General features: G+C 68.5%; 24 protein-coding genes, 1 tRNA gene and 1 pseudogene. 13 read left to right on the forward strand and 13 right to left on the reverse strand.

The features are described 5' to 3' along the window. Positions 1 to 410: 410 nt before the first annotated feature. On the forward strand, positions 411 to 917 hold the full coding sequence (locus AAHM41_RS16120; protein WP_342237580.1) for an RNA polymerase sigma factor: 507 nt from the start codon (positions 411 to 413) through the stop codon (positions 915 to 917). Positions 918 to 926: 9 nt separating this feature from the next. Here AAHM41_RS16120 and AAHM41_RS16125 read toward each other — a convergent pair whose 3' ends face one another. Together AAHM41_RS16125 and AAHM41_RS16130 are read right to left on the reverse strand one after the other, a co-directional pair. Further along, the gene (locus AAHM41_RS16125; RefSeq protein WP_342237581.1) at positions 927 to 1,736 is read right to left on the reverse strand and encodes a response regulator; all 810 of its coding nucleotides are present in this window, start codon (positions 1,734 to 1,736) and stop codon (positions 927 to 929) included. A 110-nt stretch (positions 1,737 to 1,846) separates the two neighbouring features. Then, positions 1,847 to 2,124 (reverse strand): annotated as a pseudogene (locus tag AAHM41_RS16130) (tautomerase family protein). On the opposite strand from AAHM41_RS16130, the gene AAHM41_RS16135 reads away from it, so the two are divergent. Together AAHM41_RS16135 and AAHM41_RS16140 are read left to right on the forward strand one after the other, a co-directional pair. Continuing rightward, on the forward strand, positions 2,014 to 2,271 hold the full coding sequence (locus AAHM41_RS16135; protein WP_342237617.1) for a hypothetical protein: 258 nt from the start codon (positions 2,014 to 2,016) through the stop codon (positions 2,269 to 2,271). The pseudogene AAHM41_RS16130 and the gene AAHM41_RS16135 sit on opposite strands and share 111 nt — an antisense overlap. Positions 2,272 to 2,282: 11 nt before the next feature. Continuing rightward, positions 2,283 to 3,182 carry a LysR substrate-binding domain-containing protein gene (locus tag AAHM41_RS16140; RefSeq protein WP_342237582.1) on the forward strand — a complete coding sequence of 300 codons (900 nt, stop codon included), beginning with the start codon at positions 2,283 to 2,285 and terminating at the stop codon, positions 3,180 to 3,182. 7 nt (positions 3,183 to 3,189) lie between these two features. Here the strand turns inward: AAHM41_RS16140 and AAHM41_RS16145 are convergent, their stop codons facing one another. Both AAHM41_RS16145 and AAHM41_RS16150 read right to left on the reverse strand, forming a co-directional pair. Continuing rightward, positions 3,190 to 4,938: a DUF4344 domain-containing metallopeptidase gene (locus tag AAHM41_RS16145; protein WP_342237583.1), complete on the reverse strand. Its 1,749-nt coding sequence runs from the start codon at positions 4,936 to 4,938 to the stop codon at positions 3,190 to 3,192. Positions 4,939 to 5,081: 143 nt separating this feature from the next. Then, a complete protein-coding gene (locus AAHM41_RS16150; protein WP_342237584.1) occupies positions 5,082 to 5,858 on the reverse strand; it encodes an SDR family oxidoreductase in 777 nt (258 codons plus the stop codon). 145 nt (positions 5,859 to 6,003) lie between these two features. Between AAHM41_RS16150 and AAHM41_RS16155 the strand changes: the two genes are divergently transcribed. The 6 genes from AAHM41_RS16155 to AAHM41_RS16180 all read left to right on the forward strand — a co-directional run bounded on the left by AAHM41_RS16155 (position 6,004) and on the right by AAHM41_RS16180 (position 13,769). Beyond that, the gene (locus AAHM41_RS16155; RefSeq protein WP_342237585.1) at positions 6,004 to 6,948 is read left to right on the forward strand and encodes a 3-hydroxyacyl-CoA dehydrogenase; all 945 of its coding nucleotides are present in this window, start codon (positions 6,004 to 6,006) and stop codon (positions 6,946 to 6,948) included. Between the two features lie 17 nt (positions 6,949 to 6,965). Then, positions 6,966 to 7,898, forward strand: coding sequence for a 3-keto-5-aminohexanoate cleavage protein (locus tag AAHM41_RS16160; protein ID WP_342237586.1), 933 nt, complete (start codon positions 6,966 to 6,968; stop codon positions 7,896 to 7,898). A 900-nt stretch (positions 7,899 to 8,798) separates the two neighbouring features. Further along, positions 8,799 to 10,652 (forward strand): ABC transporter ATP-binding protein/permease, encoded by a 1,854-nt coding sequence (locus AAHM41_RS16165; protein ID WP_342237587.1) that lies wholly within the window; start codon positions 8,799 to 8,801, stop codon positions 10,650 to 10,652. Next, complete coding sequence (locus tag AAHM41_RS16170; RefSeq protein WP_342237588.1) at positions 10,649 to 11,941, forward strand: glucoamylase family protein; 1,293 nt, start codon at positions 10,649 to 10,651, stop codon at positions 11,939 to 11,941. The genes AAHM41_RS16165 and AAHM41_RS16170 overlap by 4 nt, the downstream gene beginning before the upstream one ends. Positions 11,942 to 12,046: 105 nt before the next feature. Continuing rightward, complete coding sequence (locus AAHM41_RS16175) at positions 12,047 to 12,214, forward strand: hypothetical protein (protein ID WP_342237589.1); 168 nt, start codon at positions 12,047 to 12,049, stop codon at positions 12,212 to 12,214. Positions 12,215 to 12,344: 130 nt separating this feature from the next. Next, the gene (locus tag AAHM41_RS16180) at positions 12,345 to 13,769 is read left to right on the forward strand and encodes a glycoside hydrolase family 15 protein (RefSeq protein ID WP_342237590.1); all 1,425 of its coding nucleotides are present in this window, start codon (positions 12,345 to 12,347) and stop codon (positions 13,767 to 13,769) included. A gap of 8 nt (positions 13,770 to 13,777) precedes the next feature. On the opposite strand, the gene mgrA is transcribed toward AAHM41_RS16180, so the two are convergent. Both mgrA and AAHM41_RS16190 read right to left on the reverse strand, forming a co-directional pair. Continuing rightward, positions 13,778 to 14,821 (reverse strand): L-glyceraldehyde 3-phosphate reductase, encoded by a 1,044-nt coding sequence (mgrA, locus tag AAHM41_RS16185; RefSeq protein WP_342237591.1) that lies wholly within the window; start codon positions 14,819 to 14,821, stop codon positions 13,778 to 13,780. A gap of 29 nt (positions 14,822 to 14,850) precedes the next feature. Further along, positions 14,851 to 15,330, reverse strand: a complete 480-nt coding sequence (locus AAHM41_RS16190) for a hypothetical protein (RefSeq protein WP_342237592.1) — start codon at positions 15,328 to 15,330, stop codon at positions 14,851 to 14,853. Between the two features lie 175 nt (positions 15,331 to 15,505). On the opposite strand from AAHM41_RS16190, the gene AAHM41_RS16195 reads away from it, so the two are divergent. After that, complete coding sequence (locus tag AAHM41_RS16195) at positions 15,506 to 15,754, forward strand: hypothetical protein (protein WP_342237593.1); 249 nt, start codon at positions 15,506 to 15,508, stop codon at positions 15,752 to 15,754. A 45-nt stretch (positions 15,755 to 15,799) separates the two neighbouring features. Here AAHM41_RS16195 and AAHM41_RS16200 read toward each other — a convergent pair whose 3' ends face one another. The 6 genes from AAHM41_RS16200 to AAHM41_RS16225 are packed head-to-tail and all read right to left on the reverse strand — an operon-like array spanning position 15,800 to position 21,427. Next, entirely contained in the window at positions 15,800 to 16,558 is a 759-nt protein-coding gene (locus AAHM41_RS16200; protein WP_342237594.1) for an MBL fold metallo-hydrolase, read from the reverse strand. A gap of 3 nt (positions 16,559 to 16,561) precedes the next feature. Next, entirely contained in the window at positions 16,562 to 17,356 is a 795-nt protein-coding gene (locus AAHM41_RS16205) for a TatD family hydrolase (RefSeq protein WP_342237595.1), read from the reverse strand. Further along, positions 17,356 to 18,903 (reverse strand): methionine--tRNA ligase, encoded by a 1,548-nt coding sequence (gene metG, locus AAHM41_RS16210; protein ID WP_342237596.1) that lies wholly within the window; start codon positions 18,901 to 18,903, stop codon positions 17,356 to 17,358. The genes AAHM41_RS16205 and metG overlap by 1 nt, the downstream gene beginning before the upstream one ends. A gap of 29 nt (positions 18,904 to 18,932) precedes the next feature. Continuing rightward, the gene (locus AAHM41_RS16215) at positions 18,933 to 20,009 is read right to left on the reverse strand and encodes a DNA polymerase III subunit delta' (protein ID WP_342237597.1); all 1,077 of its coding nucleotides are present in this window, start codon (positions 20,007 to 20,009) and stop codon (positions 18,933 to 18,935) included. Continuing rightward, a complete protein-coding gene (gene tmk, locus AAHM41_RS16220; protein ID WP_342237598.1) occupies positions 20,006 to 20,644 on the reverse strand; it encodes a dTMP kinase in 639 nt (212 codons plus the stop codon). Before tmk ends, AAHM41_RS16215 begins: the two co-directional genes overlap by 4 nt. A 48-nt stretch (positions 20,645 to 20,692) precedes the next feature. After that, positions 20,693 to 21,427, reverse strand: a complete 735-nt coding sequence (locus AAHM41_RS16225; RefSeq protein WP_342237599.1) for a septal ring lytic transglycosylase RlpA family protein — start codon at positions 21,425 to 21,427, stop codon at positions 20,693 to 20,695. A gap of 526 nt (positions 21,428 to 21,953) precedes the next feature. Here AAHM41_RS16225 and AAHM41_RS16230 point away from each other — a divergent pair. The 3 genes from AAHM41_RS16230 (at position 21,954) to AAHM41_RS16240 (ending at position 23,602) form a co-directional block, all read left to right on the forward strand. Beyond that, positions 21,954 to 22,043, forward strand: a tRNA-Ser gene (locus AAHM41_RS16230). 133 nt (positions 22,044 to 22,176) lie between these two features. After that, positions 22,177 to 22,515 carry a YciI family protein gene (locus tag AAHM41_RS16235; RefSeq protein ID WP_342237600.1) on the forward strand — a complete coding sequence of 113 codons (339 nt, stop codon included), beginning with the start codon at positions 22,177 to 22,179 and terminating at the stop codon, positions 22,513 to 22,515. Between the two features lie 148 nt (positions 22,516 to 22,663). Beyond that, positions 22,664 to 23,602: a LysR family transcriptional regulator gene (locus AAHM41_RS16240; protein ID WP_342237601.1), complete on the forward strand. Its 939-nt coding sequence runs from the start codon at positions 22,664 to 22,666 to the stop codon at positions 23,600 to 23,602. Here AAHM41_RS16240 and AAHM41_RS16245 read toward each other — a convergent pair. Continuing rightward, entirely contained in the window at positions 23,553 to 24,281 is a 729-nt protein-coding gene (locus AAHM41_RS16245) for an SDR family oxidoreductase (RefSeq protein WP_342237602.1), read from the reverse strand. The genes AAHM41_RS16240 and AAHM41_RS16245 overlap by 50 nt on opposite strands. Positions 24,282 to 24,507: the final 226 nt, after the last annotated feature.

The raw sequence follows: 24,507 nt of genomic DNA on the forward strand, positions 1-24,507 counted from the left end.
GGGGGGGTGTGCTGGCCGAGTACCACTGCACTCCCCCTCCTGGCGGGCGGGGTGCCCCCCCGCCGCGCCGCGGCGCAAGGCAATGAAGCAATGGCCGAGCCACGGCGATTGTTCCGCCTGCGCCGCGACAAAGGCAGATCCACCGATCGAGCGATCATTGCCACAAGAACTGACCAATTTAGACAAATGTCACTTCGTGTATCTCGCCGAACACACCGGCGGATTGGGGCAGTTGGAATCGCTTATCAATTGATAGTCGGGCGGCACCGATTTGGGGCGCCGCATCGATGTACGGCAAGCGAAGCGGAATTTTATTGCACCGCAGGCGCGGAAGAAGAGGATTTTTAAGGGAACAGTTGGGTCGCCCATCGGTTTCGTTGGGTAGTCAGTCGCAACACGGACGCTCCCCGATGCCGGCCATCTCAGCCGCAACCGAGCGACAGTTCCTCGCGACCGTCGCTCCCTGCATTCCGGATCTCCGGCGCTATGCCGTGAGCCTGACCCGCAACCGCGCGGATGCCGACGACCTGATCCAGGAGACCCTGCTGCGGGCCGCCCTGAAGCTCCATCTCTGGCGCCCCGGCAGCAACATCGTGGCCTGGCTCATCGTCATGATGCGCCGCCTCCACCTCTCGAAATTCGTCTCGGGCAAGCGCAACCAGACCGAGATGGTGCCGATCGAGGGCTGGGACCTGCCCGCCCCGGCCAACCAGACCGAGGCGATCGAGGTGCGCGAAGTGGAGGCACGCTGGCCTTCCCTGTCGCGCAGCCATCGCGAGGTGTTGCACCTGGTGGCGATCAACGGCGCCTCCTACGAAGAGGCGGCCGAGCGCCTTCATGTCCCGATCGGCACCATCCGCTCCCGGCTGGCGCGGGCGCGGAACGCCCTGCGCGGCGAGGATCGGGCGGTTCACTGAGGGCGGCAGTCACAGCGCCTCGACCGGCAGCGTGAAGACATAGCCGATGCCGCGCTCGGTCCGGATGATTCTCGGGGCGCGCGGATCGGCCTCCAGCTTGCGGCGCAGCCGCAGCACCTGCACGTCGACGGTGCGGTCGAACACATCCTCGCGAATCCGCGTCGCCTGCAGCAGTTGCTCGCGCGACAGCGGCCGCTGCGGCGCCCCGACGAAGGCGACGAGCAGCGCATACTCGGCCTTTGAGAGCGGCACCACGGCCCCCTGGGCGTCGGTCAGCCGCCGCAGGCGCCGGTCGAGCTGCCAGCCGCCGAAGCGGCAGCGGCCGCGCTCGGGGGGCCGCTGCGGCGCTGCCCGTGCGAGGTCCCGCCCGCGCAGGATCGCCCGGATCCGCGCCAGCAGCTCGCGCAGCCCGAACGGCTTGCTCAGATAGTCGTCGGCGCCGAGCTCCAGCCCGATGACGCGATCGATCTCCTCCTGGCCGCGACCGGTGCCGATGATCACCGGGATGGCGGATTTCGCCCGCATCTCGCGCAGCAGCGCAAGGCCGTCACCCTCGCCGAGCTGCAGGTCCAGGATCACCACGTCCAGTTCGTCCCTGGCGATGTGGCGGGCCATCTCCCGGCGCCCCGCGGCCGCGACCGCGTGCACGCCGTGGCTCTCGAGATAGTCGACGATCGTCTCCCGCATCGCCGGGTCGTCGTCGGCAACCAGGGCGCGGATCGCCCGGTTGCTGTTCGCGGTGCTCAGGTCCAGCTCTGTCGACGGCGTGCTGGACTCGGCCTGCGACCAGGAGGCGACGAGGTAATCGGCCGGGGACATCCGATGTTGAAGCAAGGCTTCTGACTCCAGTTTCCGGCAGCGGTGGGTCCCGCCGCCTGTGCTGTGCCCGGACCATCGCACCCGAGCGGCAAAGCCGGAGGTGACCTGGGTCACGCCTGAAATCTGGCATCGTCATCGACATCCTCGGGCCGGATGCCCGGCGCCTCGGCCAGGCGTTCGACCAGGCGCCGGTAGAACGCCGCCTTGGTCCCGGTGCTGCGCGGCCGGCGGTGACCTGGAACAGCACGAAATCGTCGGAGCGCGGACCGCCGAGATAGTGCCGGTCGAACACCAGCTCTCCCGGCTCGTGCTGGTGGATGATCTGGAAGCGGTCGTCGGGCGGCACGTCGAAGGCCTCGACCAGTGCCCGGTGCAGGCCGTCGGACAAGGCGCGAAGGTATTCGGGCGATTTGCCTCTGGCGAGCGAGACGCGGGTGAGCGGTATGGCGATCTCCGTAGACTTGACGCCCAGCAGATAGCGCCGCAGGTTTGTACAGAAAATCAGAAATATCAAAACTTACAATTCGGAAAATAGGGACGATCCTCATGCGCCGGATCACCTTCGACCTGGACGTGCTGCGCAGCTTCGCCACGGGGATGGAACTGGGCAGCTTCGCCAAGGCGGCCGAGCGGCTGGGCCGCTCGACCTCGGCGGTCAGCGCCCAGTTGCGCAAGCTGGAGGAGCAGGCGGGCACGCCGATCTTCCGCAAGTCGGGACGAGGCCTGGCCCTGACCGAGGCCGGCGAGACCATGCTGGCCTATGCCCGCCGGCTGCTCGCGCTCAACGACGAGGCGGCGGCCGCGGTGCATGGCGCCGATCTCGAGGGCTGGGTGCGGCTCGGCCTGTCCGAGGATTTCGGCGAGGCGCTGCTGCCGGCGGTGCTGGGCCGCTTTGCCCGCGCCCATCCGAAGGTTCGGATCGAAGCCCGGATCGCCCGCAGCTTCGACCTGCTGGACCGGGTCGGGTCCGGCCAGCTCGACCTGGCGCTGGCCTGGGGCGATGGCGGCGTCCTGCCCCATGGCGAGCGGCTGGCCGAGCTGCCGATGCGCTGGGTCGGGCCGGCCGCGGGCGACCGCGCCGCCAGCTTTGGCCGGCCCGACGAGCCGCTGCCGCTGGCGACGCTGGAGGCGCCATGCCTGCTGCGCACCGCCGCGACCACCGCGCTGGACCACGCCGGCATCCCGTGGCGCCTGGCCTTCGTCAGCCCCAGCCTCGGCGGGCTGTGGGCGGCGGTGGCAGCCGGTCTCGGCGTCACCATCCGCACCGATTTCGGCCTGCCCGCCGGCGTCCTGGTACTGGACCCGGCCGCGGCGCCGGCGCTGCCGTCGCTGCCCCTGACGCTGCTGCGGGCCGAGGCCGAGCCGGATCCGGTTACCGCCCGGCTGGCGGCGATCCTGGCACAGTCGGTCCGCGACGCCCTGCCCGGCTTCGCCGCGGCCGCGTGAGGCTCGCCTACCGCTTCAGCGTCCCGTAAGGGTCTTCTTCCGGTTCTTCCTGCGGCTGTGCGGCATTGCCGGCCGTGCCCGCCCCAGCGCCCTCAGACTTGGCATTCGAGGCGAAATGCGGGATCAGCAGGGTGCTCCAGGCCTCGAAGATCTTGACCGTCTCGGTCCGGCAGCGGGCCGCCCGCGCCTCGGGCAGCAGCCCGTCCTGCACGATCTGGGCATAGCGGTCCGGGTCGCGCCCATACATCATGCACAGCAGGTTGAAGTAGCGCTGCTCGCTCAGCGAATGCTCGTCGGCGTAGCGGGCCATGTCGGTGTCCTGGTTGCTGCCACCGCCGCTGCCGTTCACCGAGAACCACAGCGCGACCAGCTTGAGCGAGGCGATGACCTCGTCGGTCGCCTCGTTGTCCCAGTTGTTCAGCATCATCGTCACGGCTGCCAACTGGTCGACAGCATCCTCCTCGCGCCCGGTCGAGGGCAGGCCGAGGATGTCGATCAGCGCATGGCCGGTTTCGTGCAGCAGGATGAAGCGGATGTTCTGCTTCACATAGTCGGTCTGGAAATCCGATCCGCCTCCGGTCTGCTTGGCCAGCGCGTGGCCTTCCCGCACCAGCGAGTCGACCATCTCGTAGCAGAGCGCGATCATCGACTCCTTGGGTGAATAGAAGGCGTTCACCGTGCCGCATTCGCCTGCGACGAAGGCCAGCGGCCGCGGCATGATGAACATGCCGTCCATGGTCTGGATCTCAGGGATCTGGCGGATCAGGTCCGTGTCCTGCACGAACTGGTACGCCCGTTGCATCTCCTGGCTCTTCGGCTCCTGGTACTCGTAGCTGAAGGGCGTGCCGCCCTTCGGATTGCCCGAGGCGCTCGTCCGCTGCGGGCTCGGTTCCGTGCCGCCGCCCGTGGTGCCGCCTCCGCCGGGCTGCTCCTTGGCGTCGAGCAGCGCCTGCAGGGTCGGGTAGCTCGGATCCTCCTGCGGCGTGTCGTAGCCGAACGGGTAGAAGCTGTTCGACACCATGACCGAGACCGGGCCCATCTCCTTGTCATGGGCCGCATCCCAGATCAGGTCGTAGCCGCGGATCTCGCCGCCGCGCTGCTCATACCGGGCGTAGAACTTGCCCGATCCCCGGTTGCCGCTGAGGATGAACAGGCTGTCCCGCCTGAACTCATAGGTGACCTTCGACTTCTGGTCGCCGGCCAGCGCGTCGTACAGGGCGTCGATCTGACCAGGCTTGATGTCGGTCATCCGGACGGTCATCAGCGACACGTTGCCGTCCTGGCTGTCCAGCAGCAGCCCGCCCATGTCGGAGTTCTTCTGCTCCGTCAGCAGCTTCGACGGATAGGACAGGGTGATCCGGCTGCGGGAATCGGACAGCGGCTGCCAGCCGAACCGGTCCCTGGCCGAGAAGGCGGAGCCGGCGAGCCTGAGCGCCTGCTCACCGTCGAGCCGGCCGGTGGGTCGGACGCCGTTCTGCTCCTGCCAGGACCAGATCGCGTCCCGCGTGCCGCGCGCGAGAACGCCGTCGGCCCAGCCATTGTAGTAGCCGAGCCAGATCAGCCCCTCCTGCAGCAGTTTCTTCTCTGGCACGTTCAGCATGCCGTCGAGATCGGACGCGTCGATGGAACCGGCCTGCGGCCGTGGCGACTGGGCCTGGCCGGAGGACGCGGCCCCCAGCAGGCCGCAGACGATCAAGGCCGCAACGACCGCCGCCCTCACGCGGCGAGAGCCGCGTTCCGATTCCCTTCCCACCATCTTTCCCCTCCAAACCCGCTCACGGCCTGATATTGGACGAATTTGTTGAGAATCGGGCCGCATTCGCATGTCATTGAGAGCCGAGCGAAAAAGGTCTGAAAAGCCCCTGCCTAGGAAGATCAGTACGGAGCGGGACGCCGATCTCAGGCCAGCGACTGCAGGTCGCCGCAGATGCTGATCGCCTGGCCGGAGATGGTGCGGCCGCGCGGCGAGGCCAGCAGCAGGATCTGGTCGGCCAGCTGGCGCGGCTGGATCATCTCCCGGATCGAAGCCTGGGCCAGGGACTTGTCCAGCATCGCCTCCGGCGTGACGCCGCGCTGGGCCGCCTTGGCGGCGAAGACCCGGCGGATGCGGTCGCCCTCGACGATGCCGGGCTGGATCGCGTTGACCCGGATGCCGAGCGGCCCGAGCTCGATCGACAGCGACTTGGTGAAGCCGACCACTGCCCATTTCGAGGCGGCATAGGGCGTGCGCAGCGGGAAGCCCAGGCGCCCGGCGGAGGAGGACAGGTTGACGATGCTGGCATTGTTGCTCTTGGCCAGATGCGGCACGGCCAGGCGGGTGCAGTTGAACTGGCCGGTGATGTTGACCGCCAGCGTCCGGTCCCACTCCTCCGGATCGATCTGGTCCACCCGGCCGGTCGGGCCGGCGATGCCGACATTGTTGACCAGGCAGTCGAGCCCACCCAGCGCCGCCAGCGCCTCGTCGAACAGCCGAGCCACGGCCGCCCGGTCGGACATGTCGGCCGGGGTCGCGCTGATCGACGGGCTTTCCGCCGCCAGCGATTCGAGCCCTGCCCGGTCGACGTCGCAGACATGCACCCGCGCCCCCTCCTCCACGAAGGCGCGGACGATCTCCCGCCCGATGCCTGACGCGCCGGCGGTGACCAGGACGCGCAGTCCCTTGATGCCGAGATCCATGGCGTTCTCCTCCTTGCTCGTTGCCGGCAACCCTATCCCGGCGGGCCATCACAACCAAGCCGGCCTGGGTTGCCGATCGCGGTCTGGACCCGGGCCCCGCTTTGTCGGACCGTTGGCACAACGACACTGCGGGAGGGAACGACACATGCCGACCGTCGCGATCATCGGCACCGGGCTGATCGGCCGGTCCTGGGCGATCGTCTTCGCCGCCGCCGGCTGGCAGGTGCGGCTGGCCGATTCCAGCACCGCCGCGCTGGAAGCGGCGCCGGGACTGATCGGCGAAGGGCTGGCGGAGCTTGCGGGCCACGGCCTCGTCGACGGCCCAGCCGGCGCCGCGGCCCGGGTCCAGGCCGCCGGATCGCTGGTCGAGGCGGTGGCCGGCGCCGAGCTGGTGCAGGAGAACCTGCCCGAGAATGTCGAGATCAAGCGCACGGTCTTCGCCGAGCTGGACCGGCTGGCGCCGCGCGACGCGATCCTGGCCTCCTCCACCTCGGCCATCGTCGCCTCGCGCTTCACCGAGGGGTTGGCCGGGCGCGACCGCTGCCTGGTGGCCCATCCGGTCAACCCGCCGCATCTGGTGCCGGTGGTCGAGCTGTGCGGCGCGCCCTGGACCTCCCCCGAGACCATCGAGCGGGCGCGCGGGATCTACCGCGCCGTCGGGCAGGAGCCGGTCACGATCCACCGCGAGGTCGACGGCTTCGTGCTGAACCGGCTGCAGGGTGCCCTGCTGGCCGAGGCCTTCCGGCTGGTCGGCGATGGCGTGATCAGCCCGCAGGATTTGGACAAGACCATCAAGGACGGGCTCGGCCTGCGCTGGTCCTTCCTCGGCCCGTTCGGCACGATCGAGCTGAACGCGCCGGGCGGCATTCCCGACTACTGCGCCCGCTACACCGGCTTCTACCGCCGTCTCGCTGCAGACCCTGCCAAGCCGGAGGTGTGGGACGGGCCCACCGTCGCCCGCCTGCTGGCCGGCTGGGGCGAGACGCCGGACGCCGCCCGGCTGGCCGCGCGCAGCGCCTGGCGTGACCGTCGCCTGGCGGCGCTGAAGGCCCATAAGGCGGCGCAGCCCGAAGACCCGACCGTTTCCTGAGCCAGAGGACAGACCAGATGGCCAAGAGCCGCAAGATCGTCATCACCTGCGCCGTCACCGGGGCGATCCACACCCCGTCGATGTCCCCTCACCTGCCGGTGACCGCCGCCGAGATCGCCGAGGCGGCGATCGGCGCGGCCGAGGCCGGGGCCGCTATCGTCCATCTGCACGCCCGCGACCCGGAGACCGGCAAGCCAGACCAGACGCCGCAGGCCTTCGAGCCGTTCCTCAAGGTGATCAAGCAGCGCTCGAACTGCGTCGTCAACCTGACCACCGGCGGCGCCCCTTGGATGCGGGTCGAGGAGCGCATCCTGCCGGCCCAGACCTTCAAGCCGGAGGTGGCGTCGCTGAACATGGGGTCGATGAATTTCGGCCTGTTCCCGATTCTCAACCGGTTCAAGGAGTTCAAGCATTCCTGGGAGCCGGAGGCGCTGGAGGCCTCGCGCGACCTGGTGTTCCGCAACAGCTTCAAGGACATCGAGTTCGTGCTGCGGACCCTCGGCGATGACGGCATCCGCTTCGAGTTCGAGTGCTACGACACCTCGCACCTCTACAACCTGCACCACTTCCTGGAGCGCGGCCTGGTCAAGCCGCCGCTGTTCGTCCAGACCGTGTTCGGCATCCTCGGCGGCATCGGCCCGCATCCGGAGGATGTGGCGCATATGAAGCGCACCGCCGACCGGCTGTTCGGCGACCAGTACGAATGGTCGGTGCTCGGCGCCGGCCGCAACCAGCTGCCGATCGCGGCGATGGCGGCGGCGATGGGCGGCAACATCCGCGTCGGGCTCGAGGACTCGCTCTGGGCCGGCCCCGGCAAGCTGGCGGAGTCCAACGCCCAGCAGGTCCGCCTCGCCCGCCAGATCATCGAGGGGCTGGGCCTCGAGATCGCCTCGCCGGACGAGGCGCGCGAGATCCTGGAGCTGAAGGGCGGCGACCGCGTCGCCTTCTGATGCCGGAAGGCAGGTTCTATCCCGCGCTCGCGGCTTGTCCCACGCTCGTATAGGGCAAGTCCCCCGATCGGCGAGAATGGTCACAGAGACGCAGCGCAACGGAGGTCGCCCCCAACCCTGATGACGTAGGGGCTGCCTCCCTTTCGTCTTCTCCACCCTGCGCCAGGGGACGGGAAGACCAGAAAGGATGATATCGGTCACTCCCCACGGCCGGGAAGCATCGCTGTTACGGTGGTCACAGCAACAGAGAGCTGACCGTGCTTGGATGGGCGGCATGAATACCGCCTCACATGTTCGTTCCCGGCGGTCCGGCTTGGCCGGACCACGGTCCCGCCGAAATGCTTCGGCCCTCGGCGGTAATGAGCTGCGTCGTCTTCGCGGCCTGGGACGGCCGTCGGCGGGGTCGATGGGCTCGAGACTATCAATCGTGTGGCGGATTTCCCACTCCGCTCAACAATGTGGCCGTCCCGCCCTGATTTCGACGCCGTCGTCTGATATCGGTGAAGGCTGGGGTCGGAGGGCATGTTATCTTCGACTTGAAATCTGGGGAGTGAAATCAAGTAGCGGTTCGATTTCTTCATTGAATGGTTATTTTGTTTCCGCACCCTGTGCCATTCGAAGCGAAGCGATTGTCGGTATGGGCAAGTAGATGACAATCTTTTTTACCGCCTCGGTGCGATCCGGTTCGGATGTCACTAGCCCCCAGTTCGAGGGGACCCCTCGCCGAGTCTGTCTCAGCCGGGCCGCCGCCCGTGCGAAACGGGTGTCGTGATGGGCGCGCAAACCCGCACAAAACCTGGTGTTTCAATTCGATGCACGACCGACATCGCATCTATGCGTATGATCGAAACAAGCATCCCGAAGGGGAGCGCGAGAAGCGGTAGGGAACGGACAGGTTCAATGGCACAGGCGCCCGAGGCGTCGCATACGGCTGCTGGTCACGAGCAATCGATCGTCAGCCAGACTCTCCCCTCTCAGCTCCTGACCTTGTTCCGGACGCTGCGGGCATCACCCGACTGGAAACGAATTCTTGTTCTTATGGTCGGCGTCGTCGTCGTCATCGCCCTGACCGCGGCGGCGCAGATCCGGCTGAACGCCTGGAACCAGCCCTTCTACGACGCGCTGGCGCAGAAGAGCCTGATCGGGTTCCTGCATCAGTTGGTGGTCTTCGTCTTCATCGCCGGCGTGCTGCTGACGCTGAACGTCGCCCAGGCTTGGCTCAACCAGACGCTGAAGGTGCGGCTGCGGGCCGGGCTGACCCGTGACCTGTTCGGCGAGTGGCTGAAGCCGAAGCGTGCCTTCCGCCTGGCCGGCGCCGGCGAGATCGGCGAGAACCCGGACCAGCGCATCCACGAGGATGCGCGTCACCTGACCGAGCTGTCGACCGATCTCGGCATCGGCCTGCTGCAGTCGACCCTACTGCTGATCAGCTTCATCGGCGTGCTGTGGATCCTGTCCCAGGGCATCGCCCTCAAGATCGACGGCATGCCGATCTCGATCCCCGGCTACATGGTCTGGTGCGCCCTGCTCTATGCCGCCCTGGCCTCCTGGGTGAGCTTTCGCGTCGGCCGGCCGCTGATCAACATCAACGCCGAGCGCTATGCCCGCGAGGCCGATCTGCGCGCGGCCCTGGTCCGCGTCAACGAGCATGTCGACGGCATCACCCTGGACAGCGGCGAGTCGGACGAGCGCCGGCGCCTGGACGGCGACCTCGACCGGATCATCGCGGTGATGCTGCGCTATGTCCGCGCCGTCACCAACCTGACCTGGATCACCGCCGGCTATGGCTGGTTCACCATCGTCGCCCCGATCCTGGTCGCCTCGCCCGGCTATTTCGGCGGCGACCTGACCTTCGGCGAGCTGATGGTGGCGGTCGGCGCCTTCGTCCAGGTGCAGCAGGCGCTGCGCTGGTTCGTCGACAACTTCAGCAACCTGGCCGACTGGCGGGCGACGCTGCTGCGCGTGATGAGCTTCCGCGAGACGCTGGTGACGCTCGAGCACCTGAACGGCGAGCCGCGCAGGATCGAGATCGCCGAAGGGACCGGCGACACGCTGGGCTTCGAGAAGCTGGGCGTGCTGTCGGCCGGCGGGCTCGCGGTGCTGGACGACGAGCAGGTCGAGATCAAGCCGGGCGAGCACGTCCTGATCGTCGGCCGCACCGGCGGCGGCAAGAGCACGCTGTTCCGCGCCTTCGCCGGGCTGTGGCCCTGGGGCACCGGCCGCATCCTGATACCGCCCCAGGCCCGCACCATGTTCCTGCCGCAGCGGCCCTACCTGCCGCCCGGCGCATTGCGCGACGCCCTGACCTATCCGATGGACGCGTCCAGCTTCACCGACGAGCAGATCTGCGGCGCGCTCCGGCGCACCGAGATGGGGCACCACGAGATCTCGCTCGACCAGGTCAAGAACTGGGACAAGGAGCTGACCAGCGACGAGTTGCAGACCCTGACCTTCGCCCGGCTGCTGCTGCACAAGCCGCAATGGGTGTTCATCGACGAGATGGTCGACGCCCTTGACGAGGAGCGGCGAAAGACGGCGATGTCGATCTTCGAGCATGAGCTGCCGGAGACGGCGGTGATCACCATCGCCCGGCGCGAGGTCAAGAACGGCTTCTACACCCGTGTCCTGCGGCTGCACATGACCGACGAGGTCACCGGCGAGCGCCGAGTCCCGATCGGCCGGCCGCCGCGGCGGGCCATCCCCTCCTCCGCCGGCTTCGCCCCCCTGCTCCACCACCGAGACCCGATGGAATGACCAAACGACCGGCACCGGCCCGCCGCGCTTCCAGGAAGGGCGCCGCGGCGCTGTCGGACGACGCCCTGCTCGACCTCGTGCAGCGCCAGACCTTCCAGTTCTTCTGGGAGGCGGCGCATCCGGTCAGCGGCATGATCCCCGACCGCACCGACCGCGCCGGCAAGGCGCCGAACGACTGGGTGACGACCGGCGGTTCCGGCTTCGGCGTCATGGCGATCATCGTCGCGGCAGAACGCGGCTGGATCGCGCGCGCGGCCGCGGTCGAGCGGCTCATGACCATCGTCCGCCACCTGGAGCACACCACCTCGCATCACGGCGTGTTCCCGCATTTCCTCGACGGCCGCACGGGCGCCACGGTGTCTTTCAGCCGCAAGGATGACGGCGGCGACCTGGTCGAGACCGCCTTCCTGTTCCAGGGACTGCTCTGCGCCCGCCGCTACTTCGACCGCGACGCCGCCGACGAGACCGAGCTGCGCAACCATATCGGCTGGCTGTGGAACGAGACCGAGTGGAACTGGTACACCCGCGGTGGGCTGAACGTCCTGTTCTGGCACTGGGGCGCCAACAACGGCTGGGGCATGGGTCACGAGATCCGTGGCTGGAACGAGTGCCTGATCGCCTATGTCATCGCCGCGGCCTCGCCGCGCTACGCCATCGATGCCGAGGTCTATCACCGCGGCTGGGCGGTCGGCCGGTACTTCCTCAGCCAGCGGCGCTACTACGACATCGAGCTGCCGCTGGGCATGCCCTATGGCGGGCCGCTGTTCTTCAGCCACTACTCCTTCCTCGGCCTCGACCCGCGCGGCCTGAAGGACCAGTACGCCGACTATTGGGAGCAGAACCGCCGGCACACGCTGATCAACTACGAGCACTGCATTCGCAACCCGAACGGCTTCAAGGGCTACGGGCCGGATTGCTGGGGCCTGACGGCGAGCGACACCCCGGGCGGCTATTCGGCGCATGCCCCGGACAACGACCTCGGCGTCATCACCCCGACCGCGGCCCTGTCGGCGATGCCCTACACGCCCGAGCAGTCGATGCGGGCGCTGCGGCATTTCTATGAAAAGCTGGGCGACCGGATCTGGGACAGATACGGCTTCGTCGACGCCTTCTCCGAGCAGGCGAATTGGGTGGCCGACACCTATCTGGCGATCGACCAGGGCCCGATCGTGGTGATGATCGAGAACCACCGCAGCGGCCTGTTGTGGCGGCTGTTCATGAGCGACCCGGATGTGCAGCGCGGCCTGCGCAACCTCGGCTTCGAGAGCCCGCATCTGGGCAAACGCTGATGGCCGGCATCGCCCTTCTCCGGGGAATTCTGCTACACTGGCCGCGCCATGAACGAGAACACTGAGAACCTCGTCCTCGAACATCTCCGACATCTCCGCGCCGGCATGGACCGCATCGTCGACCGCCTGGACGACCTGACCGCTCGCGTCGGGCGGCTCGAAGTCAATACCGCGCGTATCGAGGTCGTTCTGGCAGAGCACTCCGTTCGCTTCGACAAGATCGAGAAGCGGCTCGACCGGATCGAGACCCGGCTCGGCCTGATCGAAGCGTGAGCGCTTGCCCGGGCTGACCCGGGCAACCAGAGACTGTCGACGCCCTCTGGATTGCTGGGTCAAGCCAGGCAATGATATTAATGGTTTAGCGTCGGTTCTTTGCCTCAAATCTCAGTTGGAGCCGCAACTGGTGCCGATACCATCTGGTCCGACGGACGGCGACTTCACAAACTGGCTCGACCGGCAATACGCGGTCGCCGCGCGCAACCTGACGCTCGGCGTGTCCGCCACCCATCTGGTCAAGGAGCGGCTGCCGTTCCGCCAGCGCATCGTGCCGCGGCCGGGATCGGTCGTGGCCTCGGCGGTGATGGGCGCCTACGACCCCGACCCGGACTATTTCTTCCACTGGTTCCGGGATTCGGCGCTGGTGATGGATGCGCTGCGCATCCTGGTCGCGGACGGCACCCGGCCGGCTTCGGATGCCGGTCATATCCGCGACTTCATCCGCTTTAGCCTCGGCCTGCGCGACCTGACCGGCGCCGCGGTGCTGGCCAAGGGCGACCCGCGGCAGGGCGTCGACCCGGATTTCGTGCAGCATGTCCGGTCCGAGGCCGATCTGCGCGGCGTCGCAGGCGACCGGATCTGGGGCGAGGTCCGGGTCAACCCGGACGGCACGCTGGACACGCTGAACTGGTCGCGGCCGCAGCATGACGGGTCGGCGCTGCAGGCGCTGACCCTGCTGCGCTGCCTGGAGGACGGTGTGCTGGAGCCGGGCGTCCGGAACGAGGCGGCCGAGTTGCTGCGGATCGACCTGGACTTCGTCCTGGCGCATCACGCCGAGCCCAGCTTCGAGATCTGGGAGGACAGCCGCGGCCACGACTACTACACCGGGGTTGTGCAATGCGCCGCGCTGCGCCGGGGCGCGGAGTGGCTGGAGGCACAGGGCGACGCCGAGACTGCCGGGCGATGCCGGGAGGCGGCCATGGCGCTCGCGGCGGCCGCGGACAGCCATTGGCGGACCGGCGCCTATGCCAGCCTGCTGCCCGCTGCCTCCGGCGCGCCGGGCCGCGACCTCGACATCGCCGTGATCCTCGGCGTGCTCCATGCCGGGCTTCCGTCCGGGCCGCACAGCGTGTTGGACCCGAAGGCCCAGAGCACGCTCGCGGCGCTGGAGGACCTGTTCGTCGGCCTGTTCCCGATCAATGCCGGGCGAACGGCCCCGGCGCTCGGCCGCTATCGCGAGGACCGCTACTACGGCGGCGGCGCATGGTACATCGCGATCCTGGCGGCGGCGGAGTTCCACTACCGCTTGGCGGCAACGCTGGCCGGCGGAGCGGCCTTCGCGCTGACCGCCGATAACCGCCGCTTCGTCGCCCGCGCGCTGGTCACCGAGCCCGACGATCTCGACCGCCTGCGCCTGGCCGCCGCCTTCCTCGCGCGCGGCGACGCCTTCCTAACCACGGTGCAGGCCTTCACCCCGGCCGACGGCGCCCTGTCGGAACAGTTCGACCGTGCCACCGGCGCCCAGACCTCGGCCAAGCACCTGGGCTGGAGCTATGCCGGCTTCATCACCGCCACGGATGCGCGCCGGCGTGCGCTGAGGCACGCCGGCTGATCCGCTCCCTACCCGGCCGCCTTGGCGGTCGAGGAGGCGCGCCACAGATCGATGCCGCCATCCAGGGCGTGGCGGTCGATCTCGGCCAGCTCTTCGGCGGTCAGCGGCGCGCCCTTCAGCGCGTCGAGGCTGTCGTCCAACTGGGCCACCGAGCGGGCGCCGATCAGGGCCGAGGTGATGCGCGGGTCGCGCAGCACCCAGGTCAGCGCCATCTGCGCCAGGGTCTGGCCGCGGCGCTTGGCGATTTCGTTCAGCGCCCGGATGCGGACGATGTTGCCCTCCGACAGCAGCCTCGACTGCAGCGAGCGGCCGCGCTTGGCGCGCGAATCCTCCGGCACGCCATCCAGGTACTTCGAGGTCAGCATGCCCTGCGCCAGCGGCGAGAAGGCGATGCAGCCGATGCCGAGCTCCTCCAGCGTGTCCAGGAGCCCGTCCTCGATCCAGCGGTTGAGCATGGAATAGGAGGGCTGGTGGATCAGGCAGGGCGTGCCGAGATCCTTGAGGATCGCTGCGGCCTGGCGGGTCGCCTCGGGCGAGTAGGAGGAGATGCCGACATAGAGCGCCTTGCCCTGGCGCACGACGTGGTCGAGCGCGCCCATCGTCTCCTCCAGCGGCGTCTCGGGGTCGAGCCGGTGCGAATAGAAGATGTCGACATAGTCGAGCCCCATGCGCTTGAGGCTCTGGTCCAGGCTGGCGACCAGGTATTTGCGCGAGCCGAAATTGCCATAAGGCCCTGGCCACATGTCGTAGCCGGCCTTGGTCGAGATCAGCAGCTCGTCGCGATAGGGCTGGAAATCGGCCGCGAAGATGCGGCCGAAATTCTCCTCGGCCGAGCCGTAGGGCGGGCCGTAATTGTTGGCCAGGTCGAAATGGGTGACGCCGCGGTCGAAGGCGCGGCGGAGCACGGCGCGGCCGGTCTCGACATGGTCGACCCCGCCGAAGTTCTGCCACAGGCCGAGCGAGATCTCCGGCAGCTGCAGCCCGCTGCGGCCGGAGCGGCGAAAGCGGGCGGTCTCGTAGCGCGCCGTATCGGCGATCCAGGGCGTCTGCATGGCTGTTTCCGTCCTATCGAGTGTTGGCGTCAGGCGACCGGCTGGGCGCATTGCCCGGTGCCGACGATCGCGGTCTTCGCCGCATCGGCGTCCTGCGGAGCACTGTCCTGCAGGTAGAAGATCTCGCTGTTCTGGTTGAAGGCTTTCAGCTCGCGACCATCGGCATCCGCGATCGTGCCAGTGTGGTTGATCGGGTGCTGGCGGCGGCCGCCCTCCGGCGTCTCGGCGAGCAGGAAGCCGCACAGCTCGTAGCGCACCGTCCGCCCGGCCGGCACCTTGACCTGCAGCTCGGCGACCGGGTCGTCCTTGGTGACGTGGAGGACGCCGACGGTGCGGCCGTCGATGCCAACGGCGATCAGCTCCTCGATCTGGTCGGGGCCGAGCTCGTCGGTGATGCGGAAGCGGTGGTCCTTCGGGCCGGCATCCGCCGGGGCCACGGCGAGCAGGCCGATCAGCAGCGCCAGGGCTGCGCCGTGCCAGAGTCGCAAGCTGCGTATGGATGGCTGCAAGGCGCCCTCTCCGTCCCCGTCCCCGCCCGTAAGGGAGCGACCCTAGCGCGAGGGCGGACGACATACCAGCTTGCACGATCACCCCCGGATCGGTTAGGCCAACGCTTCCGCGGATGCGGCGCGGCCCCGGGCCGCGCCCACGGCATCCCTCCGAAAACCCAGTGTAGGGTCAGTTATGCGTTCTTTTGACGGACAGCGGTCCGACGGCGCCCCGATTCGCCGCAACCGCGAGGAAAAGCAGAAGCAGTTGCAGGAGCTGGAGCAGAAGCGCACCCATCTCGGCATCCACACCTCGAAGACGCTGCGGGATGCCATGGACCGCAAGATCGCCGAGCTGAAGACCGAGCTGGCACTGGCCGAGCGCGCCGCCGCGAACCAGGCCGCCAACCCGGCGCCGCAGCCGCGCCGGCCGCCGCGCCGCTGAAACGATACCGGGGCGGCGCCGGACCGCCGGACCGCCGCCCCGATCTCAGATCTCGATCACCAGCCCGTCATAGGCCGGCCGGACATGGTCCGGTAGTTGCTGGCAGAGCCAGTCGTAATCCATCTGGTGGTTCATATGGGTCAGCCAGGCCTGCTTCGGCTTGAGCCGCTCGATCCATTCCACCGTCAGCGCCAGATGGGCGTGCGACACATGCGGCTCCGGCCGGGTCGCATCCACCATCCACAGCTCCACCCCCTCCAGCGCCGCCCAGGCGCGGTCGTCGAGGCGCACGACGTCGGTCGAATAGGCGAAGCGGCCGAAGCGGTAGCCCATCGAGACGACGCGGCCATGGTCCTGCTCGAACGGCAGGATGTCGATGTCGCCGACCCGGAACGGCCCGTCCAGCAGATGCGGCACCAGGAACGGGTGGTAGAAGCCGCGGTCCATCTCGACCGAGGTCATGATGTAGCCGAAGCGCTCCTCCAGCTCCTGCCGCACCGCCGAATCCATATAGGCGTTAATCGGCTGCTTGAAGGCCAGCGGCCGCAGGTCATCGATGCCATGGATGTGGTCGGCATGGGCGTGGGTGAAGAGCAACGCGTCGACCCGCTTGACATCGTGGTCCAGCAGCTGGTCGCGCAGGTCCGGCGAGGTGTCGATCAGGATCGTCGTGCTGTCGCTCTGCACCAGGATCGACGGGCGGCGCCGGCGGTTGCGCGGATTGGCCGGATCGCAGGTGCCCCAGATGCCGCCGACCATGGGCACCCCCATCGAACCGCCGCAGCCGAGCACCGTCACACGCATCGGTCAGGCCTCTTGCTTCGGGATCTTCGTGAACAGGCTGAAGAAGTTGTCGCTCGTTCTTCGAGCAAAATCTGAACCTGACAGCCCGTGCAGTTCGGCCACCCGCTGGGCGGTGTGGGTGACGAAGGCCGGCTCGTTGCGCTTGCCCCGCTTCGGCACCGGCGCCAGGTAGGGCGCGTCGGTCTCGACCAGGATGCGGTCGAGTGGCAGATCCTTCGCCGTGGCGCGGATGTCCTCGGACCGGTTGAAGGTCACGATCCCGGACAAGGAGATGTGAAGTCCGAGTTTTACCGATTTTTCAGCGAGTTGTCGTGTTCCGCTGAAGCAATGGATGATGCCGCGCAGCGGCGGACGCTCGCCACCCTGCCCTTCTTCGGCGAGGATCCGCAGCGTGTCGGCCTCGGCCTCGCGGGTGTGGACGATCACCGGCAGGTCGGCGATCCGCGCCGCCCGGATGTGGCGCCGGAAGCTCTCCTGCTGCGCCTCGGCCGGGCTGAGGCCGTAATGATAGTCGAGGCCTGTCTCGCCGATCCCGACCATCTTCGGATGCGCGACGAGAGCCAGGATTCCCTCGACCGTGAGGTCGGTGAAATCCTTCGCCTCATGCGGATGCACCCCGGCCGCGCCGTACAGCATCGGGAAGCGCTCGACCAGCGCGATCGTGGCCGCCAGCCGGTCCGGCCGGGTGCAGATGGTCAGTATGCAGCCGACCCCGGCCGCCCGGGCACGGCCGACCACGTCGTCGATCTCCGCCGCGAAATCCGGGAAGTCGAGATGGCAGTGGCTGTCGACCAGCATCAGGCCTCCGGCTCGACATAGCGCGGGAACACGCCTTGCGGCGCCGGCAGCGTCGTGCCGGGCACCAGCGCATGGTCGTCGCCGACGCGGTCGAAGCCGCGGGCGTCGCCGGCCACCGCCAGCTGGTCGAGCATCTTGGCCATCGATTGCGGCATCACCGGCTGCATCAGGATCGACAGGCGGCGCACCGTCTCGGCCAGCACCCACAGCACCGTCGCCATCCGCGCCGGGTCGGTCTTGCGCAGGGTCCAGGGCGCCTGCTCGTCGACATAGCGGTTGGCCTCGCCGACCACGGCCCAGACCGCGTCCAGGCCCCGATGGAAGGCCTGGACGTCGAAGTCGCGCCGCAGCGTCTCCAGCAGCGCCGGCGCCTGGGCCAGCAGCGCGCGGTCCTCGTCGGTCAGGCTGCCGGGCTGCGGCACCTTGCCGTCGCAGTTCTTGCCGATCATCGACAGCGAGCGCTGGGCCAGGTTGCCAAAGCCGTTGGCCAGCTCGCCATTGGTGCGCTGGATCATGCCGCGGCGCGAGAAGTCGCCGTCCTGGCCGAACGAGACCTCGCGCAGCAGGAAGTAGCGCACCGGGTCGAGCCCGTAGGTCTCGACCAGCTCCAGCGGGTCGATCACGTTGCCGAGCGACTTCGAGATCTTCTGGCCTTCGTTGGTCCACCAGCCATGGGCGAAGACCCGCTTCGTCACCGGCAGCCCGGCCGACATCAGGAAGGCCGGCCAGTACAGCGCGTGGAAGCGCAGGATATCCTTGCCGACCATGTGCAAATCGGCCGGCCACCAGCGCTGGAAGCTCTCGGATTCGGTGTCGGGATAGCCGACGGCGGTGAGGTAGTTGGTCAGCGCGTCGACCCACACATACATGATGTGCGCCTCGTCGCCCGGCACCTTGACGCCCCAGTTGAAGGTGGTGCGGCTGATCGAGAGGTCTCGCAAGCCCGCCTTGACGAAGGCGATCACCTCGTTGCGGCGGGATTCCGGCGCGATGAAGTCCGGATTGGCCTCGTAGAAGGCCAGCAGCCGGTCGCCCCAGGCCGACAGGCGAAAGAAGTAGCTCGGCTCCTCCACCCATTCGCATTCGGCGCCGGTCGGGGCGATGCGCTTGCCGTCGACGACGGTCAGCTCGTCCTCGCCGTAGAACGCCTCGTCGCGCACCGAGTACCAGCCGGCATAGCCGCCGAGATAGATGTCGCCATTCGCCTTCATCGCCTCCCAGATCGCCTGCGACGCCTTGATGTGGCGCGGCTCGGTGGTGCGGATGAAGTCGTCGTTGCTGAAGTTCATCGCCGCGGCCAGGTCGCGGAAGTTCTGGCTGACCCGGTCGGTGAAGGCCTGCGGGTCCACCCCGGCCGTCTCGGCCGCCTTCTGCACCTTCTGGCCATGCTCGTCGGTGCCGGTCAGGAAATGGACGTCATAGCCGTCCAGCCGCTTGAACCGGGCCAGCACGTCGCAGGCCAGCGTAGTGTAGGCGTGGCCGATATGCGGCTTGTCGTTGACGTAGTAGATCGGGGTGGTGATGTAGAATGTCTTCGGCGCCGGCATCGCGGCCTCTTTCCGTACTGCGGCGGCGGTCAGCCGTTGCAGGCGCGCTCGATTCCGATGAACGCCTGCAGGAGAACCTGCTTCCGATCGAGGTTGGACCCGTCCGCCTGAGCGAACAGACGGCGGGTGTTGTCCCACAGCTCCACCCAGCGATCAAGGCCGCCGGCCCGTCCCAGGGCCCCGACCACCCGCTGCATCACCGCCCCCTCGCCCGCCACGATCTCGGCCGGGGCGGTGCCGCGGGCGGCGGCGCGGGCCAGCCGCTCCATCCACCACACCAGCAGCCCAGTGAACAGGCGCCAGCTCGACTCCGCCGCCACCGGGCCGATCCGGTCGCCCATCTTGTGCACGGCGCGGAAATCGACCCGCGGGAAATCGTCGAGCAGGCCCAGCATGTCGCGGTACAGGCCGAGCCCGCCCTCCTCGATCAGCGCCGCCGCCCGGCCGATGCTGCCCTCGGCCAGCCGGACCAGGGACGCCCGCTCCCCGGGGTCGAGATCGGGCGCGTGCTCGGCCAGCAACCGGTCCACGGTCGCGTCGGGCAGCGGCTCCAGCGCCAGGTGGCGGCAGCGTGACCGGATGGTCGGCAAGAGCGCGCCGGGATTGCCGCAGCTCAGCAGCAGGATGGCGTGGGCCGGCGGTTCCTCCAGGATCTTCAGCAGGGCGTTGGCGCCGTTGCGGTTCATCGCCTCCGCCTCGTCGACGATGACGACGCGCCAGTTGCCCTCGGCGGCGGTCAGGCGCAGGAACGGCTCGATCCGCCGGATCTGCTCGACCGGGATCTCGCGGCTGCGGCGCTTCTTCTCCTCCTCGCCGCCACCATTGCGCTCGATGGTCAGCAGGTCGGCATGGCCGGCCGCGGCGGCGCGGCGGAAGGTCGGGTGGTCGGCCGGGATCTCCAGGCTGTCGGCGCCGCGCGGCCCCCCCGCCAGCATGAAGCGGGCGACTCGATGGGCGAAGGTGGCCTTGCCGATGCCGGGCGGGCCGGTGATCAGCCAGGCATGCGGCAGCCGGCCGGCGCGCAGCGCCTCGAGGAACGCCGCCTCCGCCGCCTCATGGCCGAGCAGCCGCGGATTGGCGCGCGGGGCCGGGAACTCGCCGCTCACGGCGTCGGCCCGAACTTCGCCTCGACCGCCGCGCGGATGGCGGCCGAGACCTCGTCGACCGTGCCGCCGGCATCGATCACGACGCAGCGCTCCGGCTCGGCCGCGGCGATCGCCAGGAAACCGTCGCGCAGGCGCTGGTGCAGCGCCGCGCCCATGCGCTCATAGCGGTCCTCGCCGCCGCGGCGGGCGCCGGCGCGGGCCAGGCCGGTCTCGACCGGCACGTCGAGGATCAGGGTCAGGTCGGGCTTCAGCCCGTCGGTGGCGATCCGGAACAGGGCGTCGAGGCTGGCGCGGTCCACGCCCATGCCCCAGCCCTGATAGACCAGCGAGCTGTCGGCGTAGCGGTCGGACACGACCCAGGCGCCGCGCTCCAGCGCCGGGCGCACGGTGACCCGCAGATGGTCGCGTCGGGCGGCGAAATGCAGCAGCGCCTCGGTCACCGGGTCCCAACGGTCGGTGTCGCCCTTGACCAACAGGTTGCGGATCGCCTCCGCCCCCGGCGAGCCGCCGGGCTCGCGCGTGGCCACGACCTCGAGGCCGCGCTTGGCGAGGTCCGCGGCGAGCCGGCGGACATGAGTGCTCTTGCCCGAGCCTTCGCCGCCTTCCAGGGTGATGAACTGTCCGCGCGTGCCCAAGCGATCCGTCCTCGGTTGCGGCCTCGTCGCGCCGCGAACCGAAGGGGCTCACTCGGCGACGATGCGTGCTCCGGAATAGCCCGCGCTGGCGATCTGCTTCAAGGCGCTCGATGCGGCCTTGGGGTCGATGAACGGGCCGATGCGCAACTCGACCGCACCGGACGCGGCGGCGGTCGAGACCGGACCGAATCGGCGCAGGGCGTCGGACAGCGAGGCCACCTGCTGCGGCCGGGTGGCCTTGGCGGCGGCGACGAACAGGCCGGCCGGGTTCGGCTTCGACTCGTCCCCGACATTGCCGACGATCTCCGGCAACCGGTCGGGTACCGGTGGCGCCGGCGGCACGGCGATGTAGCGCGTGTCGATCAGGTCGTCGTCCTTGCCGGCCGAGGCAACCTGGCTCTTCCGCGCCTGGTCGCGCTGCTGCTGCTGCGCCTGGAAGCGCTCCGCCTCCTCCAGCACCTGGATCTTGACCCGGGCCGAGCCGTTGCCGCGGAAGCCCAGCAGCTCCGCGCCGCGGGCGGACATGTCGATGATCTTCGACCGCACGAACGGCCCGCGGTCGTTGATCCTGACGATCAGCGTCCGGCCGTTGTCGAGATTGGTGACCTTGACCAGGCTCGGCATCGGCAGGCTGCGATGCGCGGCGGTGACCAGGCCGCTGTCGAAACGCTCGCCGTTGGCGGTCTTGCGGCCGTGGAAGCCCGGCCCGTACCAGGTGGCGGTGCCGACCTGCACCGAATCGCGATCGGTCCGCGCCACGTAGCGCACACCATTGATGGCCACGACACCCGGATCGGCGGGTCGCATCAGAACGGGCCGTTCGGCGATGCTCCCCTTTCCCGGCTGGGAGGGAGCGCATCCGGTGGCGGCCAGCGCCACGCCGATGGCTGCAACGACGGCGAGCCCCGGGAGACGATCCGACTTCGTGCGGCTGAAGTTCACGCAAAAAGAACGGCGTCCGGACCGGGTCGAGATCGGTTCGGCAGTCATGTCAACCCGTATGTCACAACATCCGGTCAATGGTCCAGCATATTCGTCCCGTCTCGCTTCGGCATATCTGAGCATGTGCTGGCCGGCCGATCGGCGGCGCCGGTGGATGCCCAGTATTTCTGTGAATTTCTGTCTGCCCCCATAGGTTGTATTGGCGTGCAGACCGGTTTGACAGAACGACCTGCAACCGCTTCGTTTCGCGGCGAAAACCGACAACCCATGATTTCAATTGTCGGACGTTGCCGGCGGCTCTCGACGACGCAATCGATGCGAAGCGATTTGAAACCGGCGGGGCAAATCCGTATGGTGCGGCCGGTCCGGATGGGTGGCCGAGCGGTTTAAGGCACCGGTCTTGAAAACCGGCGTGGCGGCGACGTCACCGTGGGTTCGAATCCCACCCCATCCGCCATCCGCCGTCGCGCGCCGCCGGGCCTACTCGGACCCCGCACTGGGTACGCCGGCGTAGTGGGCCTGAACGGCGAAGCGCGGTCGCGTCGACTGGGCGGCTTGCTGCCGTTAGACCTGCGATGCATCATCAAAGCATGACGAAGTACCTCATCTCCTTCCCGAGCGAAGCCATGGTGCTCACGGACGAAGAGCTCCCGATTGTCGCCGCCGAGGCCCATGCGGTGATCGAGGAAGCCAAGGCAGCTGGCGTCTACGTGTTCGGTGGAGGAATCGAGGAGCGGGTCGATCCCGTGTTGGTCTCCGGCAACGGGGCGGTGTCCGCCGAGATCTATCCGGGCAGCCACCTCAAGGGTGGGTTCACGGTGCTGGAGTTGCCGACGCGCGAGGATGCCGTCGAATGGGCGAGAAAGATCGCAGTCGCCTGCTGTTGCTCGCAAGAACTCCGCGAGTTCATGTACGACCCGGCGAGCTAGCGAGCGGAGCGGCTGCCGGGCAGAGAGTCGCGAGCGCAGCTACCGCCGGCCTATCGTAGCGCTACAGCGTAGACGTAGTGCTCATCATCGTAGGGCGTGGCCCGCCGATTACGCGCCGTGGCGCCTATGCTGCGAGGGAGGGCGCTTCGTGCATCCCAGATTGCTCAGGACCTTTCTTGCGGTGGCCCGCCATCGCAGCGTCACCCGCGCGGCCGAGGAGGTCCATCTCGCGCAGTCGAGCGTGAGCGACCAGATCCAGTCGCTCGAAGCGGAACTGGGCACGAGCCTGTTCACGCGCGCCAAGCCGGGCCTTGAGTTGACGCCGGCGGGCGAGGTGCTGAGATCCTATGCCGAGGACATCCTGGCGCTGGCGGACGAGGCCCGGGCCGCGGTGCAGGCTGCCGCAGGCCGGATGGCCGGGATGCTGACGATCGGCGCACTTGAGACGATCGCCGCGGCGACGCTGCCGCAATGGCTGTCGGGCTTCCGCGACGGGCACCCTGATATCGATCTCCGGATGAGGGTCGCGGGCAGCGGCGAGCTGCTGCGGATGCTGGAGGATGGCAGGATCGATATCACCTTCTGCTTCGACAGGGGCAGCCTCGACGAGCGCTTCGCCAGGCGGATCGTGGCCATGGAACCGCTGGTTCTCGTCGCCCCTCCCGGATCGCCCCCCGGCGCGGTGTCGGCCGATCTGGCCGGCTTGGCCGTCATCGGCTTCGTGGCGACCGAGCCCGGCTGCGTCTATCGCCACATGCTCGACACGGCGTTCGTCGAGGCGGGCATCGCAGCGCCGAAGCCAGCCGCCGAGGTGGGCAGCATCCAGGCGATCGCGCGGCTGGTCGCGGCCGGAACAGGGGTCGCCCTGGTGCCGCGCCTCGCTGTCGGCGATGCGCTCGATCGCGGCGAGATTGCCGAGTTGCCCTGGCCGGGGTCGGTCCGCTCGGCGGCGCTCGCCGCGATCTGGCGCCGCCGGCGTGTCCAGCCGCCGGCGTTGAAGCTGCTGCTGGCAGCCCTGGACGATGGCTTCGCGCCGATCAGATCAGCCGGTGGCCGCCCTCGACATGCAGCACCGTCCCCGTCGTGAAGCCGCTGCCCATCAGGAACCCGATGGCATCGGCAATGTCGTCCGACCGACCGACCCGCCCGACGGGCAGCCGCTTCGCCATCGCACCCAGCCTCTCCTCCTTCTCGTCGCCGGCGACATGGGTCCAGATCGGCGTGTCGACCCAGCCGGGCGAGACCGCGTTGACCCGGATCGGCGCCAGCTCGACCGCCAGCGCCCGGACCAGCCCCTCCAGCGCCGCGTTGACGGCCGCGACCACCGAGCCGCGGGCCGAAGGCCGATAGGCGGCGATGCCAGAGGTGAAGATGAGCGAGCCTGTGGCCGGCAGTACGGGGGCGCCGTGCTTGGCGAGCAGCAGCGGCCCGTAGAACTTGCTCTCCACCACCCTCCGGGCGGCCGTCAGATCGATCTCCGGCAGCAGCTCGTAGGCGCCTTCGATGTCGGCGGCCGTGCTGACGATGTGGTCGAGCCGGCCGATCCGCCGGAACAGATCGGCCACCTGATCCTCCTGCGCGATATCGACGGCGATCGTCTCCAGTGACGATGGATCTCCCAGATCTTCGCAGGCGTGCCTCAGCCTGTCCTCGCTTCGGCCAGCGATGATGACGCCGGCACCGGCGCGGAGACACCGCCGCGCCAGCGCCAAGCCCATCCCGGAACTGCCGCCGACAACCAGAACCCTTCCGTTCGCCATATCCATGATCTGCCTCTGTTCGGACAAATGAGCTGCCAGGAGATCGCAGATCAGCGCAGACGGGAGAAACGGAGGAAACCGATAGAGTCATCGGAAGCCCCGATGCCGCTGTCATCGGGCCTCTCCGAAGGTTATGGAATTGAGATTGTCCCAGAGGGAGCGCTGGAAGCAGCCGATGACCGAACTGCTGTGCAGTGGCGGCGAGACGATCCTGGTCTGTGATGCGCTGGGG

This window comes from Inquilinus sp. OTU3971 (genome assembly GCF_038440215.1).